Origin of the sequence: Pseudolabrys sp. (assembly GCF_050250095.1) — a bacterium.
GTDB lineage: Bacteria > Pseudomonadota > Alphaproteobacteria > Rhizobiales > Xanthobacteraceae > Pseudolabrys.
Map to the genome: position 1 here is coordinate 602,381 of NZ_JBFWPH010000001.1, position 25,806 is coordinate 628,186.

The 25,806-nt window shown below is 65.6% G+C and carries 25 protein-coding genes and 1 pseudogene; 13 read left to right on the top strand and 13 right to left on the bottom strand.

What is annotated here, in order from left to right; all coding sequences use genetic code 11:
• Nucleotides 1-144 precede the first annotated feature (144 nt).
• Both AB7F10_RS02870 and AB7F10_RS02875 read left to right on the top strand, forming a co-directional pair.
• Nucleotides 145-1,527, top strand: coding sequence for an NAD(P)/FAD-dependent oxidoreductase (locus AB7F10_RS02870; protein ID WP_428557778.1), 1,383 nt, complete (start codon nucleotides 145-147; stop codon nucleotides 1,525-1,527).
• Between the two features lie 109 nt (nucleotides 1,528-1,636).
• Nucleotides 1,637-2,368 (top strand): DUF4410 domain-containing protein, encoded by a 732-nt coding sequence (locus tag AB7F10_RS02875; protein ID WP_428557777.1) that lies wholly within the window; start codon nucleotides 1,637-1,639, stop codon nucleotides 2,366-2,368.
• Here the strand turns inward: AB7F10_RS02875 and AB7F10_RS02880 are convergent, their stop codons facing one another.
• Nucleotides 2,369-3,214 (bottom strand): AAA family ATPase, encoded by an 846-nt coding sequence (locus AB7F10_RS02880; RefSeq protein ID WP_428557776.1) that lies wholly within the window; start codon nucleotides 3,212-3,214, stop codon nucleotides 2,369-2,371.
• A gap of 181 nt (nucleotides 3,215-3,395) precedes the next feature.
• On the opposite strand from AB7F10_RS02880, the gene msrA reads away from it, so the two are divergent.
• Together msrA and msrB are read left to right on the top strand one after the other, a co-directional pair.
• A complete protein-coding gene (gene msrA / locus AB7F10_RS02885; protein ID WP_428557775.1) occupies nucleotides 3,396-3,995 on the top strand; it encodes a peptide-methionine (S)-S-oxide reductase MsrA in 600 nt (199 codons plus the stop codon).
• A 97-nt stretch (nucleotides 3,996-4,092) separates the two neighbouring features.
• On the top strand, nucleotides 4,093-4,515 hold the full coding sequence (msrB, locus tag AB7F10_RS02890; protein WP_428558396.1) for a peptide-methionine (R)-S-oxide reductase MsrB: 423 nt from the start codon (nucleotides 4,093-4,095) through the stop codon (nucleotides 4,513-4,515).
• Nucleotides 4,516-4,531: 16 nt separating this feature from the next.
• On the opposite strand, the gene AB7F10_RS02895 is transcribed toward msrB, so the two are convergent.
• Nucleotides 4,532-4,747 (bottom strand): tautomerase family protein, encoded by a 216-nt coding sequence (locus tag AB7F10_RS02895; RefSeq protein WP_428557774.1) that lies wholly within the window; start codon nucleotides 4,745-4,747, stop codon nucleotides 4,532-4,534.
• Nucleotides 4,748-5,053: 306 nt separating this feature from the next.
• Between AB7F10_RS02895 and AB7F10_RS02900 the strand changes: the two genes are divergently transcribed.
• From AB7F10_RS02900 to AB7F10_RS02910, 3 genes are read left to right on the top strand one after another with little or no spacing between them, the layout of a single operon-like run.
• Nucleotides 5,054-7,096: a flagellar hook-basal body complex protein gene (locus AB7F10_RS02900; RefSeq protein ID WP_428557773.1), complete on the top strand. Its 2,043-nt coding sequence runs from the start codon at nucleotides 5,054-5,056 to the stop codon at nucleotides 7,094-7,096.
• Between the two features lie 36 nt (nucleotides 7,097-7,132).
• Nucleotides 7,133-8,995, top strand: coding sequence for a flagellar hook-associated protein FlgK (gene flgK / locus AB7F10_RS02905; protein ID WP_428557772.1), 1,863 nt, complete (start codon nucleotides 7,133-7,135; stop codon nucleotides 8,993-8,995).
• 9 nt (nucleotides 8,996-9,004) lie between these two features.
• A complete protein-coding gene (locus tag AB7F10_RS02910) occupies nucleotides 9,005-10,507 on the top strand; it encodes a flagellar biosynthesis protein FlgL (RefSeq protein ID WP_428557771.1) in 1,503 nt (500 codons plus the stop codon).
• Between the two features lie 71 nt (nucleotides 10,508-10,578).
• On the opposite strand, the gene flaF is transcribed toward AB7F10_RS02910, so the two are convergent.
• The 7 genes from flaF to AB7F10_RS02945 form a co-directional block, all read right to left on the bottom strand.
• Nucleotides 10,579-10,947, bottom strand: coding sequence for a flagellar biosynthesis regulator FlaF (gene flaF / locus AB7F10_RS02915; RefSeq protein ID WP_428557770.1), 369 nt, complete (start codon nucleotides 10,945-10,947; stop codon nucleotides 10,579-10,581).
• The gene (gene flbT / locus AB7F10_RS02920; protein ID WP_428557769.1) at nucleotides 10,889-11,323 is read right to left on the bottom strand and encodes a flagellar biosynthesis repressor FlbT; all 435 of its coding nucleotides are present in this window, start codon (nucleotides 11,321-11,323) and stop codon (nucleotides 10,889-10,891) included. The genes flaF and flbT overlap by 59 nt, the downstream gene beginning before the upstream one ends.
• A 109-nt stretch (nucleotides 11,324-11,432) precedes the next feature.
• A complete protein-coding gene (locus AB7F10_RS02925; protein WP_428557768.1) occupies nucleotides 11,433-12,959 on the bottom strand; it encodes a flagellin in 1,527 nt (508 codons plus the stop codon).
• A 256-nt stretch (nucleotides 12,960-13,215) separates the two neighbouring features.
• Nucleotides 13,216-14,733, bottom strand: coding sequence for a flagellin (locus AB7F10_RS02930; RefSeq protein ID WP_428557767.1), 1,518 nt, complete (start codon nucleotides 14,731-14,733; stop codon nucleotides 13,216-13,218).
• A 531-nt stretch (nucleotides 14,734-15,264) separates the two neighbouring features.
• On the bottom strand, nucleotides 15,265-15,747 hold the full coding sequence (locus AB7F10_RS02935) for a hypothetical protein (RefSeq protein WP_428557766.1): 483 nt from the start codon (nucleotides 15,745-15,747) through the stop codon (nucleotides 15,265-15,267).
• Nucleotides 15,744-16,034, bottom strand: coding sequence for a flagellar assembly peptidoglycan hydrolase FlgJ (gene flgJ, locus AB7F10_RS02940; protein ID WP_428558395.1), 291 nt, complete (start codon nucleotides 16,032-16,034; stop codon nucleotides 15,744-15,746). The genes AB7F10_RS02935 and flgJ overlap by 4 nt, the downstream gene beginning before the upstream one ends.
• A 47-nt stretch (nucleotides 16,035-16,081) precedes the next feature.
• Nucleotides 16,082-17,155, bottom strand: coding sequence for a flagellar basal body P-ring protein FlgI (locus AB7F10_RS02945; protein ID WP_428558394.1), 1,074 nt, complete (start codon nucleotides 17,153-17,155; stop codon nucleotides 16,082-16,084).
• A gap of 298 nt (nucleotides 17,156-17,453) precedes the next feature.
• Between AB7F10_RS02945 and AB7F10_RS02950 the strand changes: the two genes are divergently transcribed.
• Both AB7F10_RS02950 and dksA read left to right on the top strand, forming a co-directional pair.
• Nucleotides 17,454-17,864, top strand: a complete 411-nt coding sequence (locus tag AB7F10_RS02950) for a flagellar assembly protein FliX (RefSeq protein ID WP_428557765.1) — start codon at nucleotides 17,454-17,456, stop codon at nucleotides 17,862-17,864.
• 185 nt (nucleotides 17,865-18,049) lie between these two features.
• Complete coding sequence (gene dksA, locus AB7F10_RS02955) at nucleotides 18,050-18,502, top strand: RNA polymerase-binding protein DksA (RefSeq protein WP_428557764.1); 453 nt, start codon at nucleotides 18,050-18,052, stop codon at nucleotides 18,500-18,502.
• Between the two features lie 346 nt (nucleotides 18,503-18,848).
• Here the strand turns inward: dksA and flgH are convergent.
• The 4 genes and pseudogenes from flgH to flgF form a co-directional block, all read right to left on the bottom strand.
• A pseudogene (flgH, locus tag AB7F10_RS02960) lies at nucleotides 18,849-19,541 on the bottom strand (flagellar basal body L-ring protein FlgH); the annotation flags it as partial.
• Between the two features lie 65 nt (nucleotides 19,542-19,606).
• Entirely contained in the window at nucleotides 19,607-20,647 is a 1,041-nt protein-coding gene (gene flgA / locus AB7F10_RS02965) for a flagellar basal body P-ring formation chaperone FlgA (protein ID WP_428557763.1), read from the bottom strand.
• Nucleotides 20,648-20,656: 9 nt separating this feature from the next.
• Nucleotides 20,657-21,445, bottom strand: a complete 789-nt coding sequence (gene flgG / locus AB7F10_RS02970; protein ID WP_428557762.1) for a flagellar basal-body rod protein FlgG — start codon at nucleotides 21,443-21,445, stop codon at nucleotides 20,657-20,659.
• Nucleotides 21,446-21,471: 26 nt separating this feature from the next.
• The gene (gene flgF, locus AB7F10_RS02975; protein ID WP_428557761.1) at nucleotides 21,472-22,248 is read right to left on the bottom strand and encodes a flagellar basal-body rod protein FlgF; all 777 of its coding nucleotides are present in this window, start codon (nucleotides 22,246-22,248) and stop codon (nucleotides 21,472-21,474) included.
• A gap of 361 nt (nucleotides 22,249-22,609) precedes the next feature.
• On the opposite strand from flgF, the gene fliL reads away from it, so the two are divergent.
• Genes fliL through AB7F10_RS02995 form a run of 4 tightly spaced genes read left to right on the top strand, consistent with a single transcriptional unit; the run spans nucleotide 22,610 to nucleotide 25,793 of the window.
• The gene (gene fliL / locus AB7F10_RS02980) at nucleotides 22,610-23,134 is read left to right on the top strand and encodes a flagellar basal body-associated protein FliL (RefSeq protein ID WP_428557760.1); all 525 of its coding nucleotides are present in this window, start codon (nucleotides 22,610-22,612) and stop codon (nucleotides 23,132-23,134) included.
• 11 nt (nucleotides 23,135-23,145) lie between these two features.
• Nucleotides 23,146-24,357, top strand: a complete 1,212-nt coding sequence (fliM, locus tag AB7F10_RS02985; protein ID WP_428557759.1) for a flagellar motor switch protein FliM — start codon at nucleotides 23,146-23,148, stop codon at nucleotides 24,355-24,357.
• A complete protein-coding gene (locus AB7F10_RS02990; RefSeq protein WP_428557758.1) occupies nucleotides 24,354-24,848 on the top strand; it encodes a DUF6468 domain-containing protein in 495 nt (164 codons plus the stop codon). The genes fliM and AB7F10_RS02990 overlap by 4 nt, the downstream gene beginning before the upstream one ends.
• Before the next feature lie 30 nt (nucleotides 24,849-24,878).
• The gene (locus AB7F10_RS02995) at nucleotides 24,879-25,793 is read left to right on the top strand and encodes a MotE family protein (protein ID WP_428557757.1); all 915 of its coding nucleotides are present in this window, start codon (nucleotides 24,879-24,881) and stop codon (nucleotides 25,791-25,793) included.
• Nucleotides 25,794-25,806: the final 13 nt, after the last annotated feature.

Below are 25,806 nucleotides of genomic sequence, written 5' to 3' on the forward strand. Positions count from 1 at the left end.
CGGTCGATCCGTCTGTCCTGCCGGCGGCTTTTCCAGTCACAATTCCGGTTGCGGCGTCGCGCCGGCCGGGCCATCAGTCTAGCATGAAGATCGAGCGCGCAGAGGCGCTGCACGGTCGCAGGTGTTGCACAGGTTTCGACCCTTATGGCCGACCAAGGTGACGGCTCTTTGTCCTGGTACCAGACGACGCAGGTTGCGGCGCCGGAACGGCCGCGGCTGACCTTCGAACTCGACGCCGATGTTTGCGTGGTGGGGGCGGGCTTCGCCGGGCTGACGCTGGCGCGCGAGGTGGCGCGGCGCGGCTGGTCGGTGGTGGTGCTCGAAGGCGCGCAGGTCGGCTGGGCGGCCTCGGGGCGCAACACCGGTTTCGTCCTGCCGGGATTTTCCGAAGGCATCGACGACATCATCGAGCGCATCGGCCTCGATCATGCCAAGCAGCTCTGGCAATTGTCGAAAGGCGGCGTCGACTATGTGCGCGCGGCCATCGCCGAGGAAGCGATGCCCGGCGTCGATCCGGTCGACGGCTGGCTGCACGTGTCGAAATCCGACCCCGGCCGGCAGACCGCGGCGGAAGTCGAGCGGCTGCGTTGGCTCGGCGCCGAGGTCGAGTTCTGGCCGGTCGAGCGGGTGCGCGAAACGCTGCCGAGCGATTACTATTTCAGCGCCGCGCATTTCCCGCGCGCGTTCCATATCCACCCGCTGAATTATGCGCTGGGGCTCGCGGCCTCGGCGGAAAAAGCGGGCGCACGCATCTTCGAGGACACGCCGGCGGTCGCCATCGACCCGGCCGGCGTGCGCAAGCGGGTGCAGACGCCGGCGGCGACGGTGCGCGCCGCCCATGTTGTGCTCGCCGGCAACGTGCATCTCGACACGCTGATGCCGCGGCTCGGCGCGACGCTCATTCCGCTCAATACTTATGTGATGGTGACGGAGCCGATCCCCGGCCTGTCGGAGACGGTGCGCTATCGCGGCGCGGTGAGCGACACCGACCGCGCCGACAATCACTATCGCATCGTCGATGGCGACACGCCGGACGGCCAGCGTCTGATGTGGTCGGGCCATGTCACGCTCACCGAACGCGAGCCGCGCACATTCGCAAAGTCGCTCGAGGCGAGCGTGCGGCGCGTCTTTCCGCAGCTTCCGCCGGTCAAGGCCGCGCATCTGTGGTCCGGCACGTTCGGCCGCACGCTGCATCGCATGCCGCAGATCGGCGAAATCCAGCCGGGCCTGTGGGTGGCGAGCGGATTTTCGGGGCACGGCATCAACAACACGGCGATGGCGGGCGAACTGCTCGCGCGGGGCATCGTCGAGAGCGACGACACCTGGCGGCTGTTCGCGCCCTACGAACTGGTGTGGGCCGGCGGCAAGGCCGGGCGCTATGTCGCCAAGGCGCTCTATCTCGGGCGCAAGCAGAAGGCGCTGGCGCAGGAAGCGCTGGCGCGTGCCCGCGAGCGCTCGCGGCGGCGCAAGGCGCGCAAGGCGGAGGCCGCCGCGCCGCGCGCCGAGACGGCCAATCCGCCGAGCTGACATATCGGCGAAAACGATCCGTCATTTTGCCGCTGCAACGCGCGGTTTCATTTCGCGCGACGACGCTTTATGGTCGCCGCGGGTGGCTGAGGCTTGGCGGGTAGGGGCGATGCGCAAAATCGCGATCACACAATTTCGTTTGACGGTGGCGGTGCTCGCCACGCTGGCGCTGGCGGCGTGCAGCTCGGCCAAAGTCAGCTCGATGAACGTCTTCGACAGCGGCGGCGGCAAGCCCGACAGCGTGGTGGTCGGCGCCATCGTGGTGCCGCCGGGCGCGGTCGCGCTCGACGCCAGTGTCGCGGCCAAGCTGCGCCGGCGCATGAAGGACGAGGACGCCGCGATGGCGCGCCAGCGGCTGACCTCCGAGGTCAGCGCGGTGCTGACGCAGCGCGTGATCGAGCGGCTGACGCGCGCCGGCCTGCCGGCGACCAGCGGCATCAGCACGATGCAGCGGGCCGACGGTCGGATCCTGCTGATCGACGGCACGGTGGCCGAGATCAACGAAGGCAATCGCATGAAACGCAAGGTGATCGGTTTCGGCGCCGGCAAGAGCGAGGTGTCCGCCGACGTCCTGGTGTCGATGGCCGACAGCGCCGGCCGCCACAAGCTGCTGACCTTCCGCGCCGAGGCGGACAGCGGCCGCCGGCCGGGCGCAGTGGCCACCGCTCCGCTGACAGCGGGTCGCGGTGCGGCTGTAGCGGTGGGGAGCGCCGCGGGCGGCGCGGTCTCGGAAAAATTGCGCGCCGATGTCGAGGCGCTGGCAAAGAACCTCGGCGACGCCATCGCCGACAAGGTGATCGAGTACGCGCAGCAACAGGGCTGGATTACGAAGCCGGCGTAATCAGCGCCCGTCTCTTCGCGCCATGAAGGCGAGACGCTCGAACAGATGCACGTCCTGCTCGTTCTTCAGGAGCGCGCCGTGCAGCGGCGGGATCAGCTTCTTGGGATCGCGCTCGCGCAACAGCTCCTCGCCGATGTCCTCGACCATCAACAGTTTCAGCCAGTCGAGCAGCTCGGAGGTCGAGGGCTTCTTCTTGAGGCCGGGCACGTCGCGGATCTCGTAGAACAGCCGCAACGCCTCGCCGACGAGGCGCTGTTTGATGCCGGGGAAGTGCACGTCGATGATCGCGCGCATCGTCTCCTGGTCGGGGAAGCGAATGTAGTGGAAGAAGCAGCGGCGCAGGAAGGCGTCCGGCAGCTCCTTCTCGTTGTTCGAGGTGATGACGACGATGGGGCGGCGCTTGGCGGTGACCGTCTCGCCGGTCTCGTAAACGAAGAACTCCATGCGATCGAGTTCCTGCAACAGGTCGTTGGGGAACTCGATGTCGGCCTTGTCGATCTCGTCGATCAGGAGGACAGGGCGCTCGTTGGCGACGAAAGCATCCCACAGCTTGCCGCGCCGGATGTAGTTGCGGATGTCCTTCACCCGCTCGTCGCCGAGCTGGCTGTCGCGCAGGCGTGACACCGCGTCGTATTCGTAGAGGCCCTGTTGCGCCTTGGTGGTCGATTTGACGTGCCATTCGAGCAGCGGCGCGCCGATCGCCTTGGCGATCTCGACCGCGAGCACGGTCTTGCCGGTGCCCGGCTCGCCCTTCACCAGCAGGGGACGCTCCAGCGTGATCGCGGCATTGACGGCGACCGTCAGATCCTCGGTCGCGACGTAGGCCTTGGTGCCTTCAAAACGCATGAAAACCTCGTGTTTGGCCGGACACTAGGGGGCGCTGGAGGAGGGAGCAAGGCTGTCCGATGCTGTGATCCCTCGCACCGATGTGATAGCGGCGTGAGGCGAATGTGATGTCCGCTGCCTTGAGAAACGCCCGTTTCAGAGGCATTTTTCGCGCATGACGCGGAGGCTTTGGGAGGAGCGCATGCGGACCCTTTTTGCCGGACTTTGTCTCGCGCTTGCCATTGGCGTCGCCTCGCCCGCGAACGCCGCCGAGCGCGCCACCGCCATTTTCGCCGGCGGCTGTTTCTGGTGCGTCGAAGCCGACTTCGACAAGCTGCCGGGCGTGATCTCGACGACCTCCGGCTATACCGGCGGCACGGTCGCCAATCCGACCTACAACCAGGTCTCGGCCGGCGGCACGGGCCACACCGAAGCGGTCAAGATCGTCTACGATCCCGCGAAGGTCTCCTACGACACGCTGGTCGGCTACCTGTTCCATCACATCGATCCGACGGTGAAGGACCAGCAGTTCTGCGACCACGGCAGCCAGTATCGCAGCGCGATCTTTGTGGCGAACGACAACGAGCGCAAGATCGCCGAGACGTGGAAGGCGCGCGCCGCAAAGGAATTGAAGACGACGATCTATACCGAGATCGACAAGGCCGCCGCGTTCTATCCGGCGGAGGAGTATCACCAGGATTTCTACAAGAAGAATCCGGCCAAATATAAATTCTATCGCTGGAGCTGCGGCCGCGATCAGCGGGTGCAGAGCATCTGGGGCGCGCACAAGGGAGACAGCTGAGATGATCGCACGCCGTGATGTGCTGATAGGAGGCGCGGCGCTCGCCGCGATCGCCATCGGATACCGCAAGGCAACCGCCGGCTCATCGGAGACAGCCATGACGACCGCAACGGCCGTGGACAATGAATTCACCAGACTGAGCGACGCCGAGTGGAAGAAGCGGCTGACGGCGGACCAGTATTACGTGCTGCGAAAGCACGGCACCGAACGCGCCGGCTCCAGTCCGCTCAACGGAGAAAAGCGCAAGGGCACCTTCGCCTGCGCCGGCTGCGCGCAGCCGCTGTTCTCATCCGAGACGAAATTCGAGAGCGGCACCGGCTGGCCGAGCTTCTACAAGCCGCGCGAGGGCGCGGTCGGCACCCAGACCGACCGCTCGTTCTTCATGACGCGCACCGAGGTGCACTGTTCGCGCTGCATCGGCCATCTGGGCCATGTGTTCGAGGACGGCCCGAAGCCGACCGGCCTGCGCTATTGCATGAACGGGCTGGCGCTGACGTTCAAGGTGGCGCCCGCCGCCTGAGCGCGGCGCGGGCAGCTCAGGTTTTCCGCGCGGCGGCCTGCTTGCGATATTCGGTCACCGGCATGCCGCCGATGCCCCAGTCCTCCATCGCGACCTCGTCGATGACGACGACGGTGGTGGCGGGATTCTTGTTCAGCACCTTCACCAGGAGATCGGTGACGCCGCGGATCAGCTCGGCCTTCTGCGCCGGCGTCGCGCCTTCGCGGGTGATCTTGATGTTGACGTAGGGCATTGCCTCTTCCTTTCGTTGCGCGTGACGACGATGTGCCAGCCGCCGGGGCAGGCCACAAGACGACGATTTTCCGAACGGCATGATCTTGTCCGAAAACCGGTTTCCACTTTTCGGGATCATGCCGGGCACCCGGCAAGAATTTCCGGCCGCGGCAGAAACGGCCGGGGCGGACCGCCGAGGCGTATCCATAAGATATTGATTTTATTATAGTTTTTAACTGGCATGGGGATTGCCAATCCGCTGTCGCGGGATTGTCCGCGCGCCGCCCGTCCCAGGGCTCGCGCGTTGCGCAGTGGAGATCAGGTTATGGGTATTTTCGGTGCACTGAATACCGCCGTCGGCGGCCTGCGTGCGCAGTCTTTCGCTCTCGAGAACGTATCCGGCAACATCGCGAATTCGCAGACGACCGGTTACAAGCGCGTCGACACCAGCTTCCAGGATCTGATCCCGGATCAGGTGCCCTCCAAGCAGCTCGGCGGCAACGTGGTCGCCAACTCGCGCGCCACCAACACGGTGCAGGGCGACATCCAGGCGTCCTCGATCAGCACCTTCATGGCGATCAACGGCGACGGCTTCTTCGTCATCCAGAAGCCTTCGAGCTTCACCGACGGCCGCCCGGTGTTCGACGGCATCAACCTCTACACCCGCCGCGGCGACTTCCAGCCGAACAAGGACGGCTATCTCGTCAACGGCGCCGGCTACTACCTGATGGGCATCCCGATCGATGCGACCACCGGCAACCTGACCGGCAGCGTGCCCGAGCTGCTCAAATTCCAGAACGACTTCCTGCCGGCGCAGGCGACCACGCAGGTGAGCTACCGCGCCAACCTCGCGCTCTATCCGCTGACGCCCTCGCACGACACCGACATTCCCGGCAGCGAACTGATCAAGGCGGCGGACTTCATTTCCAACCCGCTGGCGGTGCCGCCGACCGCGGCGCAGATCGCCGGCTACGGCGCGAGCCTGCAGACCGACGCGCATGCCACCGCGCTCGGCACCGTCACCGGCCTGACCGCCGGCACGACGCTCGCCTCGCTCGGCTACAATATCGGCGACACCATCACGGTCGGCGACGGCACCAACACCACCACGCACACGGTGGCCGCCGGTGAAGACATCAGCGATCTTCTGACCACCATCGCGGGCGGCACGGCCGCCGTCACCGGTTCGCTCGATCCGACCGGCAAGCTGAAATTCGTTTCGACGAACTATCTCGACACCGTCACCGTCAGCGGCACGTCGCCCGACCTGATCGGCTTCGGCGTCGGCAACAACACCTTCCTGCCGGTGAACCTGCTGACGCAGGGCGCGATCGCGCAGGGCCAGACCCTCGAAGTGACGGTCGGCGCCAATCCGGTGCAGACCATCACCTTCGGCACCGGCGGCATGCCGGGCGAGGTGGCGACGCTCGCCGACCTGCAGGTCGCGCTGTCCGGCCTTGCCAACACCACCGGCAACACCGTCGACGCGCAGGGCAACATCACCATCAAGGCTTCGAGCGCCTCCGACGAGATCGTGCTCGGCGGCACGGCGACGACCACCAATCAGATCGCCAATTTCGGCGTGCATACGCTGTCGGGCCTGCCGTCGAACCAGGCGGTGATCGCCGACGACCTGACGGCCTTCCTGGCCGAGTCGATCGGCGGCGGCGCGGTGACGGCCTATGACGTGTCCGGCTCGCCGGTCGACATCCAGCTGCGCTGGGCCAAGACCGACAGCGCCTCGCTCGGCGGCACCCACAAGGACACCTGGAACCTGTTCTATCAGGTGGACTCGCTCGCCACCGGCAGCGATCCGGCCTGGCGCAACGTCGGCACCGACTTCACCTTCGGCCCCGACAAGCAGCTCAATCCGGTCATTACCAGTCTGTCGCTGTCGAACGTGAACATCGACGGCATTTCGCTCGGCTCGCTGAACATGGTGTTCGGCGCCGGCGGCCTGACCCAGTTCGCCGATCCGAACGGCAACGCCAAGGTCAACCAGATCCAGCAAAACGGCTTCCCGGCCGGCTCGCTGCAGAGCGTGTCGGTGAGCGACAAGGGCCGCCTCGTCGGTTCCTATTCGAATGGCCGCTCGCTCGACCTCGCCGAGATCACCATCGCCAACTTCAACGGCGCGAACAACCTGAAGCGCGTCGACGGCGGCGCCTTCGAGGTGACGGACGAGTCCGGCCCGGCGATCCTCGGCGGCGCCGGCAATATCGTGGCGAGTTCGCTCGAAGGGTCGAACACCGACATTGCGGACGAGTTCACCAAGCTGATCGTGACGCAGCAGGCCTATTCCTCGAACACCCGCGTCATCACCACCAGCAACCAGATGGTCCAGGACCTTCTGAACGTCATCCGGTAGCGGCGGCAACGCCGCCGGCGAAAGTGAAGTCGGCTTATGGGTCTCTCGCAAGCGCTCGCCACGGCCATCTCGGGACTGCGCACCACGCAGGCCGGGATGTCGCTCGTCGCGGCGAACGTCGCGAACGCGCAGACGCCGGGTTACGTCCGCAAGACGCTGTCGCAGGTGACGACCGCGGCCGGCGGCACCGGCGTCAGCGTGCGGGTCGACGCGGTGACCCGCGAACTGGACCAGTACATCCAGCGGCAGTTGCAGACCGAAACCTCCGGCGCATCCTTTTCGGAGCTGCGCGCGCGGTTCTACACGCAGCTCCAGCAGATCTACGGCGATCCAAGCTCCGACACCTCGCTTGAGTCGGTCTTCAACAGCTTCACCAACTCGTTGCAGGCGTTGAGCGCCAATCCGTCGGACTTCTCCAGCCGCACCGCGGTGCTGAGCGCGGCGCAGATCCTGACCAGCCAGCTCAACGGCATGACCGACCAGATCCAGGCGCTGCGCAGCGACGCCGAGCGGGGCCTGGCGGACGTGACGGCGACCGCGAACAACGCATTGACGCAGATCGCTTCGATCAACCGGCAGCTTGCGACCGGCGGGTCGGCCGATGCGACCGCGGCGACGCTCGCCGACCAGCGCGACTATTACATCACCCAGCTGTCGCAGATTCTCGACATTCGCGTCATCGAGGGCGACCGCAACCAGGTGTCGGTGTTCACCGGCTCCGGCGTGCAGATCGTCGGCACCCAGGCCGCGCAATTCTCGTTCAACGAGCAGGGCACGGTCACGCCGAACGCGCTGTACAATTCCGACCCGACGAAAAGCAATGTCGGCGCGCTCAAGCTGATCCTGCCGACGGGCGCCTCCTACGACCTGATCGCCAACAAGGGCATCCGGTCCGGCCAGATGGCCGCCTATCTCGACATGCGCGACAACGTGCTGGTCGAGGCACAGACCCAGCTCGACGCTTTCGCCGCGGCGCTGGCGGACAGCCTATCGAGCGTGACCACGACCGGCAGCACCGTCTCGTCGCCGCCGCAGGCCGGCGTCGACCTCGATATTTCGAACCTGCAGGACGGCAACAGTTTCCAGTTCAGCTATACCGACGTGCTGACCGGCAAGGTCCATAACGTCTCGGTGGTGCGCGTCGACGACCCCAAGGCGCTGCCGCTTCCCGCCAGCGCCACGGTCGATCCCAATGACGAGGTGATCGGCCTCGATTTCTCCGGCGGCACCGCCGGCATCGCCAACCAGCTCAACGCCATCTACTCCGGCAAGCTCAGCTTCTCCGACACCGGCACGGCGCTGCGCATCCTCGACAACGGCACGATCGGCACCATCGCGGTCAACGGCGCGACGGCGACCCGCACGGCCGGCTCGCTGTCGGGCGGCGGCCCGGAACTGCCGTTCTTCGACGACGCCTCGAAGCCCTATACCGGCGAGATCACCGAAAGCGGCTCGCAGATCGTCGGCTTTGCCGGACGCATCTCGGTCAACCTGTCGCTGCTTGCCGATCCCTCGAAGCTCGTCGCGATGAGCGCCACGACGTCCTCCGGCGACCCGACGCGGCCGAACTTCATCTACGAGCAGTTGATGACGGCCTCGCATGCGTTCTCGCCGGATACCGGCATCGGAACCGCGGCGGCGCCGTTCGATGGCAAGATCACATCCTATCTGCGCCAGGTCCTGAGTCAGCAGGGTCAGGCCGCGCAGAACGCGGACAGCATCAATCAGGGCCAGCAGGTCGTCTACAACTCGCTGGCCCAGCGCTTCAAGGACGTCTCGGGCGTCAGCGTCGATCAGGAAATGGCGAACCTGCTCAATTTGCAGAACGCCTATGGCGCCAATGCGCGGATCATGACGACGGTTCGCGAGATGTATCAGGAACTGATGCAGGTGTTGTGAGGATCAATCGTGGCCATTAGCACCGTCGGTTCATACGTTCTGCCCGGCATTCAGACGCTGCTCGATACGCGGTCGCGGCTCGACGACCTGCAGCGCCAACTGGCGACCGGCCAGAAATCGACCACCTATTCGGGCCTCGGCGTCGATCGCGGCCTTGCGGTGTCGCTCAACGCCCAGCTGCAGTCGATCGGCGGTTTCGACGAGGCGATCAAGCAGATCTCGACCCGCCTCAACATCGTCCAGACCACGCTCGGCCGCGTGTCCGATATCGGCCACGAGATCAAGACAGCGACCACCGGCGCGCCGTTCGATCCCGATACCGGCGGACAGACCACGCTGCAGAAGACGGCCGCCTCCAACCTCGGCGAGCTGCTCGGGCTGCTGAATACGCAGGTCGGCGACCAGTACGTCTTTTCCGGCCGCGACAGCGAAAAGCCGTCGGTCGAAACGCTCGACCATGTGCTCAATGGCGACGGCCCCCGTGCCGGCCTGAAACAGCTCATTTCCGAGCGCGGCCAGGCCGATCTCGGCGTCGGCGGTCTCGGCCGGCTGGCGATCACCCCGCTCGGCACGACCGGCGTTCAGGTCCAGCAGGATGCCTCGCCGTTCGGCTTCAAGCTCAGCTCGGTTTCGACCACGATCGCCACCGCGACGACGTCGCCGCCCGCCGGCGCGCCGCCGTCGATGTCGGTCGATCTCGGCGCCACCAATCCGAATGTCGGCGACACCGTGACGTTCAGCTACACGCTGCCGGACGGCAGCAACGAGAGCGTCACGCTGACCGCGACCGACTCGGCGACGCCGGGACCGAACGAATTCACCATCGGCGCGACCTCCGACCTGACCGCGGCGAACATGCAGGCCAAGCTGAGCACGGCAACGGCCAAGCTCGCCAACACCTCGCTGATGGCGGCCTCCGCCATCAAGGCCTCGAGCGAATTCTTCGCCGCCGACGTCAACAACCCGCCGCTGCGGGTGGACGGCCCGCCGTTCAATACGGCGACGGGGCAGATTGCCGGCACCTCGGCGAATACGGTCGTCTGGTACACCGGCGAAGTGTCGGCCGATCCGGCGCGATCCTCGGCGGTCGCGCGCGTCGACAGCGCGCTGGTGGTGAGCTACGGCACCCGCGCCAACGAACAAGGCATTTCCTGGCTCATTCAAAACGTCGCGACGCTTGCCGCCACGACCTTCTCGCCGATCGATCCGGACGGCCAGGAACGCAGCCAAGCGCTCAATGCGCGCCTGCAGCCCAATCTCGACGTGCCGGCCGGCACGCAGAAGGTCGAGAACATTCAGGCGGAGCTGGCCGCGGCGCAGAACTCGATCAAGGGCGCCAAGGACCGGCATCAGCAACTCAGCGCGACGCTGTCGGACTTCCTCGATCAGGTCAAAGGCGTGTCGAACGAGGAAGTCGGCGCGCAGATCCTCGCCTTGCAGACGCGGCTCAGCGCATCGTTGCAGACGACGGCGATGCTCTACCAGACCAGCCTGATCAATTACCTGCGGTAAGAACCGTTTCCGGCAATGAGAAACGCCGCGACGGCGGTCGCGGCGTTGCCGTTTCGGATTGACGGCCGGTCTTAAGCGGCTTGTCCGCGCAGGCCGGCGGCCAGTTCGCGGTTGATGTTGATGAGCGGACGGAGCTGGTCCGGATTGCGCTCGAACATCGCCGAGAAGGTCTGCTTGAAGACGAACAGGCCGAGATTGGCGACGTTCTCGCGAACCGGCTTCGGCAGCGGGTTCTGCGGGTCGCTCACCGACGACATGAAGATCGACCAGAGCTTGCGGTTATAGTGCAGCGCGTCGTCCAGGTCGCCCTTTTTGGCGTCCCAGGATTCGCGAATGGCTTGCAGACGGGAAGCCGCCTTCAACAGCAGGTGAGCTTCGAGATCACGCGGATTTAAGGTCTGGCTGGCGACTTTGCCGTACGCCTGCGTCGCGCTTTGCATTATCGAGAAGATCCTTTTCGTAGGCCATCAGCTTCGCGGCCTGCTTGAGCGCCTTATACATTTCGCCTGTTAAGATAAGGTTGTTGATGCTTTCAACCAGCGGCCAGGCGCTGGGCGCGGCCTGCACCAGATCCTTGATCAGCGCGAAGTAGTCGTCGTGGAAGGCCGCCGGATCGCGCGAGGTGTACATGTATTGCACCGCGAGATAGATGCGCTTGGCCGGCGTATCGGCGAGGTTCGCCGTCATGATGTCTTTTTCGCGCAGGATCGGTGAGCTGCCTTCGATCAGGAACCGCGCGCGCTGATCGCCGTTGGTGATGACGCATTCGCCGATCACGACCTTTTCGCCGGGCTTCAGTTCGACCTTGAGTGCCATCGGTGCCTCCTGCGACTCGTGCGGCATGGTGTTCACCGCGTGCTTAATGAAACGTTAAACGGCGGGGTTTTGCCCCGCCGTCTTGCCGTTTCCGGATTGTCGGGCGGGATCAGCCGCCGCCGAACAGGCGCAGCACAGCCTGGTCGTTCTGCGCCGACAGCGACAGCGCCGTCGAGGACAGGCTCTGGCGGGTTTGCAGGGCCAGGAGGTTCGCGCCCTCTTCGTTGGTGTCGGCGAGCACCAGCGCGTCGGCGCCGGTCTCGAGCGTCTGGATCAGGCCCTTGGTGAAGTCCTGACGGGTCTGCACGGTGTTCAGGTTCGCGCCGAAGGCCGAGGCCTGGGTGCGCAGCGTCTTCAGCGCGTTGTCGACGCCGGCGAGCACCGCGTCGATATTGGCGTTGTTCTGGAAGGTGCCGGTCGTGACGGTCGAGAGGCCGAGGCCGGTGGAGTCAAAGGTCACGCCCTGCACGGTCAGCGAGCTGGTGCCGGTCTCGTTGAAGACGATCTTCAACTGGTCGCCCATCAGCAGGTTGATGCCGTTGTAGGACGAGTCGCCGGCCAGCGCGTCGATCTGGCTCAACACGTTGTTGAAGTCCTTTTCGAGCGAGGTGCGGGTGAAGTCCGGCGCGCCGATGGTGGCGGTGCCCTGCGTGGTGATGCCGGTCAGGCCGCCGAGGCCGAGCGTGGTGGTGAGGCCCGCGGTCGAGGAGGTCAGCAGCAGGCTGTTCTGCGACGCCGCGGAGGAGACGTTGAAGGTCAGCGCCGAGCCGTTGGCGCCGGAGCCGGCGCCGAGGCCGGTGAAGTTGCTGATTGTCGTGTTGAGTTCGGCGAGCGTCGAGATCTGGCCAGGGCCGGTGCCGAAGGTGATGACCTGGTTCGCGCCGCCGTTGATCTTGACGGTGAGCGTGTCGCCCGACGCGCCGCCGTTGGCGATGAGGTTGTCGAGCAGGCTGGTCGAGTTATGCGCGACGCCTTCGGCTAGGCCGAGCGCGGTGCTGGTGACGTCGTCGGTCAGGGCATTAACCGAGAAGTCGACGTCCGCGGTGATGGCGTCGAGCTTGAGCTGGCCCGAGCCGTTGTCGGAGGCGGTGACCACATTGGCGCCGGCGGCGCCGGTCACGGCGTTGATCTTGCTGACGATGGTCGAGATGTCGTCGCCGTCGGCGAGCGCAACCGTGTAGTTGGTGCCGTTGGCGGTGATAACGAGGTTGCCGCCGTTACCGACGCCGAGCGTGGCGCCGAGACCGGCGCCGGTGACGGTGCCGAGCGTCTCGGCGGTCGGCGCCGCGCCGGCGACGGTAAAGGCGTTGTAGGTCGTCGAGCCGGGGGGCGGGGCCTGCATGGCCTGCTTGGCGATCGACTTTGCCGAGTCGACCAGCTTGGTCAGCGAGGTGATGCCCTGGTCGGTGAGGTTCAGCGTCTGCTGGGCCTGGACGATCGAGTCGAGCAGGCCGTTCAGGTCGTTCGAGCGGGCGTGCAGGCCCTGCGACGTGAAGAAGTTGGTGGGATTGTCGAGCGCCGAGTTCACCCGCTTGCCGGTCGCCAGCCGGTTCTGGGTGAGGCTCATCAAGTCGGCGGTCTGCTGCAGCGCCAGGAGATTCTGGCGAACGCCGGCGGAGAGCACGATATCGCTCATGACAATTCATCCTTTGATTTTTTTGGCTGACGGCCAAGCGGCACGGATCGACACGACGCGACGCGCACGCAAACCGTGCCGCGATCATGATTGGTTAACCCTAATGGACGGTTAAAAATGGCTTAAGGAAGCGTAAACGTGCGGGCTGGATTCGGAATGCAGCGCGCGATGGCGCTGCGGCCGCTCAAAGGCGGCGGCCAAAAAGAAAACGGCGGGGTTTCCCCCGCCGTTTCCGTTTTCGATCTGTGGCTTAGGATTAGCCGCCGAACAGACGGAGCACCGCACGGTCGGCCTGGGCCGACAGCGACAGAGCCGTCGAGGACAGGCTCTGGCGGGTCTGCAGGGCCAGAAGGTTCGCACCTTCCAGGTTGGTGTCGGCGAGCACGAGGCTGTCCGCACCGGTCTGCAGCGTGGTGATCAGGTTCTTGGTGAAGTCCTGACGGGTCTGCACCGTGGTCAGGCTCGAACCGAACTTCGAAGCCTGGGTACGCAGGCTGGTCAGCGCGGTGTCGAGCTGGCCGATGACACCATCGACGTTGGTGTTGTTCTGGAACGTGCCCGAGCTGACGGCGGAGAGGCCGAGACCAGCGGAGTTGAAGCTGACGCCCGAGATGGTCAGCGAGCTGGTGCCGGTCTCGTTGAACACCACCTTCAGGTCGTCGCCGCTGAGCAGGTTCTTGCCGTTATAGGAGGCATCGCCAGCCAGGGTGTCGATCTGCGAGATGATGTTGTTGTAGTCCGCTTCCAGCGAAGTACGGGTCGCGTCGGGCGTGCCGACAGTCGCCGTGCCCTGGGTGGTGACACCCGAGGTGCTGGAATAGGAGCCGAGGCCGAGGGCCGTCTGCAGGCCCGCGTTCGAGGTCGTCAGCTTGATGCTGTTCTGCGACGAGGTCGACGCAACGGCGAGCGAGATCGCCGAGTTCGAGGCCGACGCCGAGGACAGGCCCGAGATGGTGCCGAGCTTGGTGTTCAATTCGGCGAGCGTGGAGACTTCACCCGCGCCGGTGCCGAACGTGATCACCTGGTTGGCGCCACCGTTCACCTGGATCGTCAGCGTCTGGCCGGAAGAGCCGATGCTGTCGAGCAGGCTGGTCGAGTTGTGCGCAGCACCTTCGGTCAGGCCGAGGGCGGTGGTCGTCACGTCATCCGACGAAGCGTTGACAGTGAAGTCGACGTCGGCAGTGACCGCATCGAGCTTCAGCTGACCCGAACCGTCATCGGAAGCCGTCACAACGTTGGCGCCACCGGCGCCGGTCACGGCGTTGATCTTGGTGACGATGGTCGAGATGTCATCGCCGTCAGCGAGCGCGACGGTGTAGTCGGTGCCGCCGCTGCTGATGACGAGGTTGCCACCGTTACCCACGCCGAGCGTGGCGCCGAGGCCCGCACCGGTCACGGTGCCGAGCGTTTCGTTGGTGGGATCGCCCGAGGCGGTGATCGCGCTGTACGTCGTCGAGCCGGCGGCGGGAGCCTGCTGGGCCTGCTTGGCGATGGACTTGGCGGATTCGACCAGCTTGGTGATCGAGGTGATGCCCTGGTCGGCAGCCTTCAGCGTCTGCTGAGCCTGGCCGATCGCGTCGAGCAGGCCGTTGAGGTCGCTGGCGCGGTTCTGCAGGGACTGGGAGGTGAAGAAGTTGCCCGGATTGTCGAGCGCCGAGTTCACCTTCTTGCCGGTGGCGAGGCGGTTCTGAGTCTCGCCGATCAGGCTGGCAGCGTCCTGGAGCGAGAGGAGGTTCTGCCGAACGCCGGCCGAGAGAGTGATATTGGAAGACATGTTAGATCTAACCTTTCTGGTTTAGTGCCGTACTGGCGCGCGACAAGTAACCGAGCAGCACGTAATGGCCGGTAAAAAATCATGGTTAATGGGTTACTACCGGCTTTCCCGCGACATGATGATTAGCGGAAAGTTGTCGGCGACTTTTCGGCATGCCGTTAACGGTCTGTTAGCCGTGAAAATTCATCGCGCGTTAACGAAGCGCGGACCGCTTGCGAGCGACATTGTCGTTGCGTGAAGAGCGGGGCGGGCGCGCTGCCGGCGCCGCATGCAAAGAACCGCGCAGCGTGCCGCGTCGCGGCGGTCGTCGTCGGTTTCCACGTCATGATACGAGACCTTTCTGGTTTCGTGATGCCGTTCGAGCGCGGCAAGCCTAGCGAGCCGTCTCGTAACGGCGCGTAAAAGAACGCGGTTGGCGGCGCCTTGGCGGGCTTCCGCCGATTTTGTGAAAATTGTCGCGGCGATGTTTGCCGCGCGGCGGTGCGTCCGCCGCGAGACGCGGTGGCGCGGGCGCCGCGGCTGCGACGATGCTTAAAGCGAGCGGCTGACCGAGATCGGCTGGCTTGCGCGCGGCCCCGGCGTGTTGGCCTTGCCGGACGCGCCGTAGGTCTGCGGCGACTGCTTGCGCGCCATCTCGCCGGACACGCCGCGGATGATGCTTTCCGACACCGCCTGCGCGGTGGCGAGCACCGTGAGGTTGATCTGGAGCACCGCGCGGAATTCGTCGTGGCGCCTGTGCAGCGCCTTGAGCAGGGCCGGCAGGTTGGATTTGAGATAGCCGTTATTGCGCTTGAACCAGGCAGTGCCGGCCTGGTACTCGCGCGACAGCTCGGCCTTGACCGCCTCGAGCGTGCCGGCCTCGCTCAGTTTGCCCTCGCGGACCAGCGCGGTTTCGCGTTCGACCGTCTCGACCAGCGAATCCATGATGCGGCCGAACTGCTCGATGAGATTGGCCGCCTCCTGCGGGGTCTTGAAGCCGTCGCCGGCGGCCTGCGTGTTCGAGGCTGCTGTCATGAGCGAAGACCCTGCTGTTCGAGGAGCGCGCGGTAGACCTCGTTGCCGATGCCGACGCCGCCGGCCTTGGCGAAAGTCCGCGAATACTGGTCGGTCAGGAACGAGCGCCACACGCCGGTCGCGCCCTTGCCGCCGAACGGGCCTTCGCCCTCGAGACCGGCGAACATCTGCTGGAACATGGTGTTGAGGAACACCGCCTCGAAATCCTCCGACGCGGCCTTCGCCTTGGCGTGTATGCCGGACGAGACTTTCTTGGTCGCGCCGGCGATGCGGTTGGCCTGCAGCATGTCGGCGGCGTTGCGGCCGGCGGCGGGGAGCATCATGTCGGCGGCCATCACATCACCTCGATGTCGGCCTGGATCGCGCCCGAGGCCTTGATCGCCTGCAGGATCGCGATCATGTCGCGCGGGCCGATGCCGAGTGCGTTGAGCCCATCGACCAGCTGCTGCAGCGACACGCCGTCCTTGACGACGGCGAGCTTCTTGCCGTCCTCCTGCACGCCGATGCGGGTGCGTGGCACGACGGTGGTTTGCCCGCCGCGCGAGAACGGCAGCGGCTGGCTGACCTGCGGCGTTTCCGAAATGGTGACGGTGAGGTTGCCCTGCGCGACCGCGACCATCGACACGCGGACGTCGCGGCCGAGCACGATGATGCCGGAGCGTTCGTCGATCACGATCTTGGCTGGCTGGTCGGGCTCGACCTGCAACTGCTCGATCTCGGTCAGCAGCGCCACCACGTTGCCCTGGTACTGCTGCGGGATCCTGATCTGCACGGTCGAGGGATCGAGCGGCTCGGCGGTCGGCGCGCCGATGAAGTCGTTGATCGCCGCCGCGACGCGCTTGGCGGTGGTGAAGTCCGGATTGCGCAGCGCCATGCGGAGCTGGCTCTGCCGGTTGAGCGCGAAGTCGATCTCGCGCTCGATCAGCGCGCCGTTGGCGATGCGCCCGACCGTCGGCACGCCGCGGGTGATCTTGGCGGCGTCGCCCTCGGCCTGGAAGCCGCCGATCGCGATCGAGCCCTGGCCGACCGCGTAGACGTTGCCGTCGGCGCCCAACAGCGGCGTGACCAGCAGCGTGCCGCCCTGCAGGCTCTTGGCGTCGCCGAGGGCGGAGACGGTGATGTCGATGCGGGTGCCCTGCGTGCCGAAGGCCGGCAGGTTGGCCGTCACCATCACGGCGGCGACGTTGCCGGTGCGCAGCGTCTGGCCGCGGATGTTGACGCCGAGGCGTTCCAGCATCGCCTGCAGAGACTGCTTGGTGAAGGGAATATTGTTGAGCGTATCGCCGGTGCCGTTGAGGCCGACCACGAGACCGTAGCCGATCAACTGGTTCTGGCGCACGCCTTCGACATTGGCCAAATCCTTGATGCGCGACGTCGCTCCCGACGGCGTCGCGGCAAGCAGGATCATGACCGCCGCGAGATACACGGCCTTCAATGTCCTCGTCATCATTCTCCCCAATGACTAGCGGACTACAGCGCGTGTCTTGCGAATGTCGTGCCAGTCGCAGCGGATGCGCCAAGCCGTTGCGACCGCGTGCGTTTTCGGAAACGACCGCGTGCGGAAGGCGCTGCGCGGCCCGGCAGCTTTGGCTGCCCGCGGCAATTATTGCCGGCCTGCCGGCGCCTTTTTTACCCGCCATTAACCATACCGGCGCAGGCTGCCTACGGGAGCCGGGGGCGACCGAACCCGGTGGGGAGCTGAAGCGATGCGCATCAACGGAACGAACGCGACGGCGCGTGCCTCGTCGACGGCTGCGCCACGCCGCGCATCGTCGGGAACGTTCTCCGTCGCCGAACAGGAAACGCCGCGCAGCGCCGCGGCGGCGAGCAGCCTGCGCGCCGTGACCAGCCTCGATGCGCTGATCGCGCTGCAAGGGGTCGAGGATCCGACCGAACGCAAGAAACGGGCGGTCGGCCGTGGACGCCACGCGCTCGACGTGCTCGACGCGCTCAAGGTCGGGGTGCTGGACGGCAGCCTCGACGCCTCGGTGATCGGCCGGCTCAAGGCGGCCTCGGAAGGGCTCAAGGCCGACTCGGGCGATGCCGGGCTGGACGGGGTGCTGGCCGAAATCGACCTGAGAGTCGCGGTGGAACTCGCCAAGGCGGGCGTCCGCTAGCGCGGCCGCTTCGCGGCAATAGGCCCGGAGCGCCGGGATACCGGTAACTGCTTACAAAACCGTCATAAATTGCGAATTACAGCGGCCACTGACCTATTGTCGGCGGCCCGCCGCACGTATATAAGCCTGCGGCCTGTGGGAGGGCTATTCGCGTTCTGCGTATTCCAGACGGGAGTGGTAGGTAGATGCTGGCAAAGACCAAGCCGGGGAAGGCTAATACAATCAAGGTCGAAAAGACCAAGCCGTACCGGCCGACGGACAAAGAGCCCTTTATGAACGAGCGGCAGCGGGAGTATTTCCGCGTCAAGCTGCTCGCCTGGAAGGAAGAAATCCTCAAGGAGGCCAAGGAGACCCTGGCCCACCTGCAAGAGGAAAACCAAAATCACCCGGATCTCGCCGACCGGGCCTCTTCGGAAACCGACCGGGCGATCGAACTGCGCGCCCGCGACCGCCAGCGCAAGCTGATCGCCAAGATCGACGAGGCGCTGACCCGGATCGAAGACGGCTCCTACGGTTATTGCGAGGAGACCGGCGAGCCGATCTCGCTCAAGCGTCTCGAGGCGCGTCCGATCGCGACGCTGTCGGTCGAGGCCCAGGAGCGTCATGAGCGGCGCGAGCGCGTCTATCGCGACGATTGAGCGACAGCGAATTCTGAAACTGAAAACGGCCTCCGGTGTCCCGCCGGAGGCCGTTTGCGTTCTAGAGGTTCTCGTTTTTGTTTTGACGCGTTTTCTTCACGCGAACCGGTTCCCACTTCGCTTGGAAACGCTTTGGTAAAAACGAAGCGCGGCCTCCGTGTGGGGGAGCACACCGGAGGCCGCGTCGTGTCGCCGTCGTCGCGTGCGCGCTACGCTGGACGGCGTGGGAGCCCGATAAGCTACGCGGGGAAGATCTGGCGCATGCTTATGTCAATTATTTCGTGGGGCATGATCTTGTCCGAAAACCGGTATCCACTTTTCGGGATCATGCCCGTTCGGTCCGTGGTCAGAAGGGCAACAGAATGTCCATCACCTGCTGGCCGTAGCGCGGCTGCTGGACGTCGGTGATCTGGCCGCGGCCGCCGTAGGCGATGCGGGCCTGCGCGATCTTGGTCGACTCGATGGTGTTGTCGCTCTCGATGTCTTCCGGCCGCACCACGCCGGCGACGATCAGTTCGCGCACCTCGAAGTTGACGCGGATTTCCTGCTTGCCCTCCACGACGAGGTTGCCGTTCGGCAGCACCTGCGTGACGACGGCGGCGACGTTGGTGAGCAGCGCTTCCTGGCGGTTCACCGAGCCCTTGCCGTCGCTCGAGGCGGTCGAGTCCGCCGTGAACAGCCGCGTCGGCAGCGCCGAATTGGTGATCGGCAGCTTGCTCTTTCCGAAGAAGTTGTCGACGCCCGAATCTTCCTTGTTGGTCCGGCTGCGCTGGGTTTCGTTGGCGATGATCGCCTTGTCGGTGATGTTGACCTTCACCGTCAGAATGTCGCCGACCTGATGGGCGCGCTGATCCTTGAAGAAGGCGCGCGAGCCGTTCCGCCACAGCGAGTTCGGATTGTAGGAGGCGGGCTGCGCCGCCGGCATCGGCAGTTGCACCGGCTTGTAGCCGGGGCGCGCCACCGGGTTGTCGACCGCCGACAGTTTCGGCTGTTCGCCGATGCCCTTCAACCGATCGAGCGCCGAGCAGTTGCTCAACAGAACCGCCGCAACCGACAACGTGACAGCGCGACTCACCACTTTGCTCACGAGCATGGACTTTGCTTTCACTGCGCGCGGACGGCCGCGCTGTTGGATTTGGACGACTGTCCGGCGTTGCTGGCGACGACCGCCGGGGCGTTGATCGCGGACACCACGACGCGGCCCTGGCCGGTGACGACGCCGTGCACGACGCGTTTCGACTGGATATTGAGCACTTCGACGACATCGCCTTCGCTGCCCGCTTCGTTGGCCTTGCCGCGCATCGTCAGCGTGATGCCCGGCACTTCATAGACCAGCGTGACGAATGCGTTGCGATCGACGAGGTGCGGCTTGGTGAGATCGCCGCTGCGCAGCGGCCCGCCGGCGCTCACGGTGTTGCGCGCGGCGCGTCCGATCGCCTGGGCGGCATCGGTGACCATGTCGGGCGTCACCTGCGCACGCGGGCGGCGCTCGATGGCGATGTCGGATGCGCGCACCACGGCGCCGCGCGATAGCGAGCGGCTGACGGTGACGACCTCGACCGTCGCGAGCGCGGTGCCGGAGAGCCGCATCCGGCGGCTGTCGTTGCCGGAGACCTCGACGATGGCTTCGAAGCGGCCGGAGCGGGCGAGATAGGCGAGCTGATCGACGTTGACGGCGCCGGACGCGCCGGTGTCGATGCTGACAGGGGCCGGCGCGGTATCGAAACGAATCTCGATGTCGCTTGCGCTGCCGAGGCCGTAACGCGCGGCGAGCGCCGCGGCGATGCCGGCCTCGATGTCGTTCACGGCGATCTGGCGGCCCGGCCGCGTCACGCTGATTTCGCGGATGCCGTTGGCGCTGAGGCCGACCAGGGCGTGCGCCTCGACGGCTTCGATCACGCGCGCGGCCGAGACGCGGCCGGTGGTGCCGGGATCGGGCGCGCGGAAGATCGGCACGTCGGCGACGATGCCGGCGTTGTCGATGAGGTCGCCGATGCGCACCACATCGTCGGTGACGATCGCTGCGCTGCGCAGCGCGGGGCGCGGCTGCTGCTGGTCCGCCGACAGCGCGGCGAGCGTCTGCGCGGCGGCGGGTGCCGTCATCGTGGCAAGCAACGCAAGGACGCGGGCGAGGGTGCGGATCATGGTTCGTCCTCAGCGCATCAGGTTGGAAGTGGCTTGCAGCATCTGATCGGCGGCGCCGATCACCTTGGCGTTCATTTCATAGGCGCGCTGCGCTGCGATCAGATCGGAGATTTCGCTGACCGCTTCGACATTGGCCTGTTCGAGATTGCCCTGCTGGAGATTGCCGAAGCCGTCGGTGTTGGGCGTGCCGTCGGTCGGCGCGCCGGAGGCCGGCGTTTCCAGATAGAGGTTGTCGCCGATACCCTGCAGGCCGGCCTTGTTGATGAACTGCGAGAGCTGAATCTGCCCGAGCGTCGTCGGCGTCGTGGTGCCGACCGGCGTTGCCGAGACCTGGCCCTGCGCGTTGATCGTCACGCCGGTCGAGCCCTGCGGGATGGTGATGCCGGGCTGCACGACATTGCCCTGCGCGGTCACGAGGCGGCCCTGCGAGTCGAGCTCGAACGAACCGTCGCGCGTATAGGCGGTACGGCCGTCCGGCAGCAGCACCTTGAAGAAGCCTTCTCCGCGGATCGCGACGTCGTAATCCTTGCCGGTCTGCAGCAGCGTGCCCTGCGTCATGATGCGCGGGGTGCCGACGGTCTTGACGCCGGAGCCAAGCTCGATGCCGGCCGGAAGCTGGTTACCCTGTTCGGAGGTCTGCGTGCCGACGCGGCTGACGTGCTCGTACAGGAGATCCTGGAACTCCGCGCGTTGGCGCTTGTAGCCGGTCGTGCGCATGTTCGCGATGTTGTTGGAGATGACCTGAACATTGAGTTCCTGGGCCATCATCCCGGTCGCTGCGGTGTGTAACGCTCGCATGAACCTGTCTCCCGATCACTCTGTCGTTACGCCGGCACTTCGGCGAGCTTCTCGATCGCCGAGCGGCGCATGTCGGCCTGCTGCTGAAGGATGGTCGCGACCTGCGTGTAGGTGCGCGTGACTTCGATCATGCGCGTCATCTCGACGACGCCGCGCACGTTGGATTTCTCGATGACGCCCTGCAGCACCGCGGCGCGCTTGTCGGGCTCCGGCGTGATCGGCGTGACGCCCTGCGGCGCAAGGAAGGTGCCGTTGCCGTCCTTCTGCAGACGGCCGGGATTGTCGAAGTCGACGACCCGCAGCTTGCCGCGCTGGGACTCGGTGCGCGCCTCGTTGCCTTCGCGAACCGTGATGAGGCCTTCGCGGCTGATCGAGATGTCCTTGTCGCCGGGCTGGAACGTGATCGGTCCGGCTTCGCCGAGCACCTGGAAGCCTTCGGTGGTGACGAGCTGGCCCTGGGCGTTGATCTGGAAGCCGCCGTTGCGCGTGAAGCGCTCGCCGCGCGGCGTCTGCACCGCGAGGAAGCCGCGCTTGTCGAGCGCGACGTCGAGCGGGTTGCCGGTGCGTTCCATCGGCCCCTGGCTCAGATCGATCCAGGTGGCGCGGTCGCGCACGAAACTGACGCGGGTGTCGCCGCGCGAGGCACCGTCGCCGCGCGCGGTCTGGCTAATGAATTCCTCGAAGATCGCCCCGTTGGCCTTGTAGCCCGAGGTGTTGAGGTTCGCGATGTTGTTGGCGACGACATCGAGTTCGCGCGCGAGCGCGACCTGACGTGACAGCCCAACGAGATAGGCGTTCTCCATCCTGCTCCCCAATCCGGCTTGCGATCCTTGCCCTCCCGAGGCGCGGATCGTGGCCGCAGTCGTCTTGGTCTTCGCGAGCTTTGGCTCTCCCAAGCCTTGGCTCACGACAGGAAGTGCAGGGGGCGTGCCAAACTGTAAACTATAGAATTATCAGATACTTAGATTAAAGCCGGAGCGGTTTCGGATCGGCAAAATACGCCTTTGTGGCAGGTCACCCGGCAAAACTTTCCCGGTGAACGCCCGCTGGCAAGGTTCCGTTAACCATACGGACCTACCTTTGGTTCCGGGGACGCGGGCACGCATCCGGCGCAATTTTCTGCGCTGCGGGCGGGGTGATCGCGCTGACTGGGACTGGATCGACATGGCTTCAAAACCGAAGAAGGCTGACGCTGCCGCCGCAACCAAGGACGCCGAGGACGGCGAGGCGGGGGCCGCGAAGCCGGCAGGCCGGTTCTCAAAGAAACTCATCATCATGGCGGCTGGCGCACTGCTGGTGGTCGGCGGCGGCGGTTTCGGCGCCTACAAGCATTTCGCCGCGCACAAGAAGCAGGAGCAAGCCGCGGCGGAGAAGAAGAAGCCGGCGGTGTTCGTCGACATGCCCGACGTGCTGGTCAATCTCTCCAACGCCAACAGCGACCGCACGCAATATCTCAAGGTGAAGATCGTGCTCGAGGTGCCGGACAAGGCGGTGGTCGAAAAGATCACGCCGCTGACACCGCGCTTGATGGACGCCTTCCAGACTTACCTGCGCGAATTGCGCCCGACCGATCTCGACGGTTCGGCGGGCCTCTACCGCCTGAAGGAAGAACTGACCCGGCGTGTCAATGTCGCGCTCGCGCCCGACAAGGTCACCGCCGTGCTGTTCAAAGAAATCGTCGTGCAGTGACGGCCTGAGCCATGTCTCAGAAGGAACCGGTCAATCAGGAAGCGCTCGCCGCCGAGTGGGGCCTCGCGCTCGAATCCGAAGGCGGCGCGAAAGCAGCCGGCGCTGGCGGTGAAGGCAGCGAAAGCTCCGGCGAGAATCTCGCGGCGCAGTGGGGCGGTCTTGCCGGCGACGCCAGCGTCTTCAATCAGGCTTCCAAGGGTGGCGCCGAGCGTGTCCTGAACCAGGACGAAATCGACAGCCTGCTCGGCTTCAGCCTCGCCGACGTTTCGCTGACCGACCGTTCGGGCATTCGCGCCATCATCGACTCGGCGATGGTGTCCTACGAACGCCTGCCGATGCTGGAAATCGTGTTCGACCGTCTCGTGCGGTTGATGACGACGTCCTTGCGCAACTTCACGTCCGACAACGTCGAAGTCTCGCTCGACCGCATCACTTCGGTGCGGTTCGGCGATTACCTCAACTCCATTCCGCTGCCGGCGATCCTCGCCGTGTTCAAGGCGGAGGAGTGGGACAATTTCGGCCTTGCGACGATCAATTCGAGCCTGATCTACGCGATCATCGACGTGCTGCTCGGCGGCCGCCGCGGGCAGACCGCGGTGCGCGTCGAAGGCCGGCCCTACACCACGATCGAAACCAACCTCGTCAAGCGCATGATCGAGGTGGTGCTGGCGGACGCCGAACTCGCGTTCCGTCCGCTGTCGCCGGTGAAATTCAACATCGACCGGCTCGAAACCAATCCGCGCTTCGCCGCCATTTCGCGGCCCGCCAACGCCGCCATTCTGGTGCGCCTGCGCATCGACATGGAAGACCGCGGCGGCACCGTCGAACTGCTGCTGCCTTACGCGACGATCGAGCCGATCCGCGCCGTTCTGCTCCAGATGTTCATGGGCGAGAAGTTCGGCCGCGACGAGATCTGGGAAGGGCATCTGGCGACTGAAATCGGCCAGGCGCAGGTCGGCGTCGACGCCGTGCTGTACGAGGCGAAGTTGCCGCTGCGGCAGATGATGAATCTCAATGTCGGCGATACGCTGCCGCTGGAGCTGAAGCGCGACGCGATGGTGACGGTGCGCTGCGGCGACGTGACGCTGACGGAAGGCCGCATGGGCAAGGTCGGCGACCGTGTCGCGGTGCGCGTGGCGAAGCCCTTGCGCAAGCCGAAAACCACTTACGCGATGTTTGAGAAAGCCGACGAACAATCCGCCAGCCCGATGGAGGTCCCGTGAGCCACAGTTTCGGTTTCATGATCGAAAGCATGGTCGCGATCCTGCTGCTGCTGACGATTCTCTATTGCGTCCGGCTGTCCAAGCAGTTGCGGCTCTTGCGCGCCGACGAGCAGTCGTTGCGCGCGACCATCGCCGAACTCGTCACTGCGACCGAGATCGCCGAGCGCGCGATCGCGGGCCTCAAGGCGACGATGCGCGACGGCGAGCAGACGCTCGGCGTCCAGATCGCCGGCGCGGAACAATTGTCCGCCGATCTCGGCGAACAGCTTGCCTCGGGCGAAGACCTGCTCGGCAAGCTCGCGCGGATCGCCGGCGTGGTTCGGCCGTCATCGGTCGGCGCCGCGGCGGTTGCGGTCGCCAAAGCGATCGATAAGACGCTCGACAAGAGCGCGGCGCCCGATGCGAAATCGATCGCGGCGGCGGCACAGGCTTTTGCCGAGCGCGCCAAGGCGCATCTCGAGGCGCGCGCCGCCGGCAACATCGCGGCGTGACGGACGGTCTCGCATGAAGGGCGTGCTGGCATGAAGGGATTGGGGCGCGACATCAGGCTGATCCCGGTCGTCGTGGTCGCGGCGGTCTGCCTGTTCGTGCTGAAATTCTCCGGCCTCGTCTTCGAGGGCGGCTACACGCTGGGCGACCGGCTCGCCGACCGCAACCGGCAGGGGCCGAAGATCGCGGACGGCTCCGATATTCCGGAGACGCCGACCATCGTGGTCGCCGGCGCGACGCCCGACAACATGGCCGGCGCGAAGAAGAAGTCCTGGGCACAGGACATGTTCAATTATCCCGGCGGCGACATCACCGGCTCGGTCGGCGCAAGCAAGCCGAAGGAAGAAAAGAAAGACGAAAAGAAGGACGAGGCGGCAAAACCGGGCCAGACCAAGAAGGTGGAAAATCCGCCGAAGGACCCCGGCGGCACCGTCGTCACCACCGAGCCGCCCCGCATCGCCTCGGCCGGTGAGCGCGCCGTGCTGGAGCGCCTGCAGGACCGCCGCGAGGAGATCGAGCGCCGCGCGCGCGAGCTCGACATGCGCGAAAGCCTGATGAAGCAGGCGGAGAAGCGCATCGACGCCAAGCTCCTCGAAGTCAAGAAGACCGAGACGAAACTGAAGGAAAGCACCGAGGCCGGCGAGAAGTCGGACAAGGAGCGTTTCAAGAGTCTCGTCACGATGTACGAGAACATGAAGCCGAAGGATGCCGCGCGCATCTTCGACCGGCTCGACATCCAGATTCTCGTCGAGGTGACGAGCCAGATCGCCCCGCGCAAGATGTCGGAAATCCTCGGCCAGATGTCGCCGCAGGCGGCGGAGAAGCTGACGGTCGAGCTGGCGACCCGGGCGACCGCGAACCACGGGCCGAAAGCGCCCGAACTGCCCAAGATCGAGGGTCAGCGGACCGAGATGCGGCCCGCGCAGACCACCCCGAAGGCAAACTGAAGCCGCCGGCGGC

What these genes read in the sequence shown, in the direction of transcription:
- AB7F10_RS02870 (WP_428557778.1), top strand. Translation starts at nt 145, where the DNA reads ATGGCCGACCAAGGTGACGGCTCTTTGTCCTGGTACCAGACGACGCAG.
- AB7F10_RS02875 (WP_428557777.1), top strand. Translation starts at nt 1,637, where the DNA reads ATGCGCAAAATCGCGATCACACAATTTCGTTTGACGGTGGCGGTGCTC.
- AB7F10_RS02880 (WP_428557776.1), bottom strand. Translation starts at nt 3,214, where the DNA reads ATGCGTTTTGAAGGCACCAAGGCCTACGTCGCGACCGAGGATCTGACG.
- msrA (WP_428557775.1), top strand. Translation starts at nt 3,396, where the DNA reads ATGCGGACCCTTTTTGCCGGACTTTGTCTCGCGCTTGCCATTGGCGTC.
- msrB (WP_428558396.1), top strand. Translation starts at nt 4,093, where the DNA reads ATGACGACCGCAACGGCCGTGGACAATGAATTCACCAGACTGAGCGAC.
- AB7F10_RS02895 (WP_428557774.1), bottom strand. Translation starts at nt 4,747, where the DNA reads ATGCCCTACGTCAACATCAAGATCACCCGCGAAGGCGCGACGCCGGCG.
- AB7F10_RS02900 (WP_428557773.1), top strand. Translation starts at nt 5,054, where the DNA reads ATGGGTATTTTCGGTGCACTGAATACCGCCGTCGGCGGCCTGCGTGCG.
- flgK (WP_428557772.1), top strand. Translation starts at nt 7,133, where the DNA reads ATGGGTCTCTCGCAAGCGCTCGCCACGGCCATCTCGGGACTGCGCACC.
- flaF (WP_428557770.1), bottom strand. Translation starts at nt 10,947, where the DNA reads ATGCAAAGCGCGACGCAGGCGTACGGCAAAGTCGCCAGCCAGACCTTA.
- flbT (WP_428557769.1), bottom strand. Translation starts at nt 11,323, where the DNA reads ATGGCACTCAAGGTCGAACTGAAGCCCGGCGAAAAGGTCGTGATCGGC.
- AB7F10_RS02925 (WP_428557768.1), bottom strand. Translation starts at nt 12,959, where the DNA reads ATGAGCGATATCGTGCTCTCCGCCGGCGTTCGCCAGAATCTCCTGGCG.
- AB7F10_RS02930 (WP_428557767.1), bottom strand. Translation starts at nt 14,733, where the DNA reads ATGTCTTCCAATATCACTCTCTCGGCCGGCGTTCGGCAGAACCTCCTC.
- AB7F10_RS02935 (WP_428557766.1), bottom strand. Translation starts at nt 15,747, where the DNA reads ATGACAGCAGCCTCGAACACGCAGGCCGCCGGCGACGGCTTCAAGACC.
- flgJ (WP_428558395.1), bottom strand. Translation starts at nt 16,034, where the DNA reads ATGCTGCAGGCCAACCGCATCGCCGGCGCGACCAAGAAAGTCTCGTCC.
- AB7F10_RS02945 (WP_428558394.1), bottom strand. Translation starts at nt 17,155, where the DNA reads ATGATCCTGCTTGCCGCGACGCCGTCGGGAGCGACGTCGCGCATCAAG.
- AB7F10_RS02950 (WP_428557765.1), top strand. Translation starts at nt 17,454, where the DNA reads ATGCGCATCAACGGAACGAACGCGACGGCGCGTGCCTCGTCGACGGCT.
- dksA (WP_428557764.1), top strand. Translation starts at nt 18,050, where the DNA reads ATGCTGGCAAAGACCAAGCCGGGGAAGGCTAATACAATCAAGGTCGAA.
- flgA (WP_428557763.1), bottom strand. Translation starts at nt 20,647, where the DNA reads ATGATCCGCACCCTCGCCCGCGTCCTTGCGTTGCTTGCCACGATGACG.
- flgG (WP_428557762.1), bottom strand. Translation starts at nt 21,445, where the DNA reads ATGCGAGCGTTACACACCGCAGCGACCGGGATGATGGCCCAGGAACTC.
- flgF (WP_428557761.1), bottom strand. Translation starts at nt 22,248, where the DNA reads ATGGAGAACGCCTATCTCGTTGGGCTGTCACGTCAGGTCGCGCTCGCG.
- fliL (WP_428557760.1), top strand. Translation starts at nt 22,610, where the DNA reads ATGGCTTCAAAACCGAAGAAGGCTGACGCTGCCGCCGCAACCAAGGAC.
- fliM (WP_428557759.1), top strand. Translation starts at nt 23,146, where the DNA reads ATGTCTCAGAAGGAACCGGTCAATCAGGAAGCGCTCGCCGCCGAGTGG.
- AB7F10_RS02995 (WP_428557757.1), top strand. Translation starts at nt 24,879, where the DNA reads ATGAAGGGATTGGGGCGCGACATCAGGCTGATCCCGGTCGTCGTGGTC.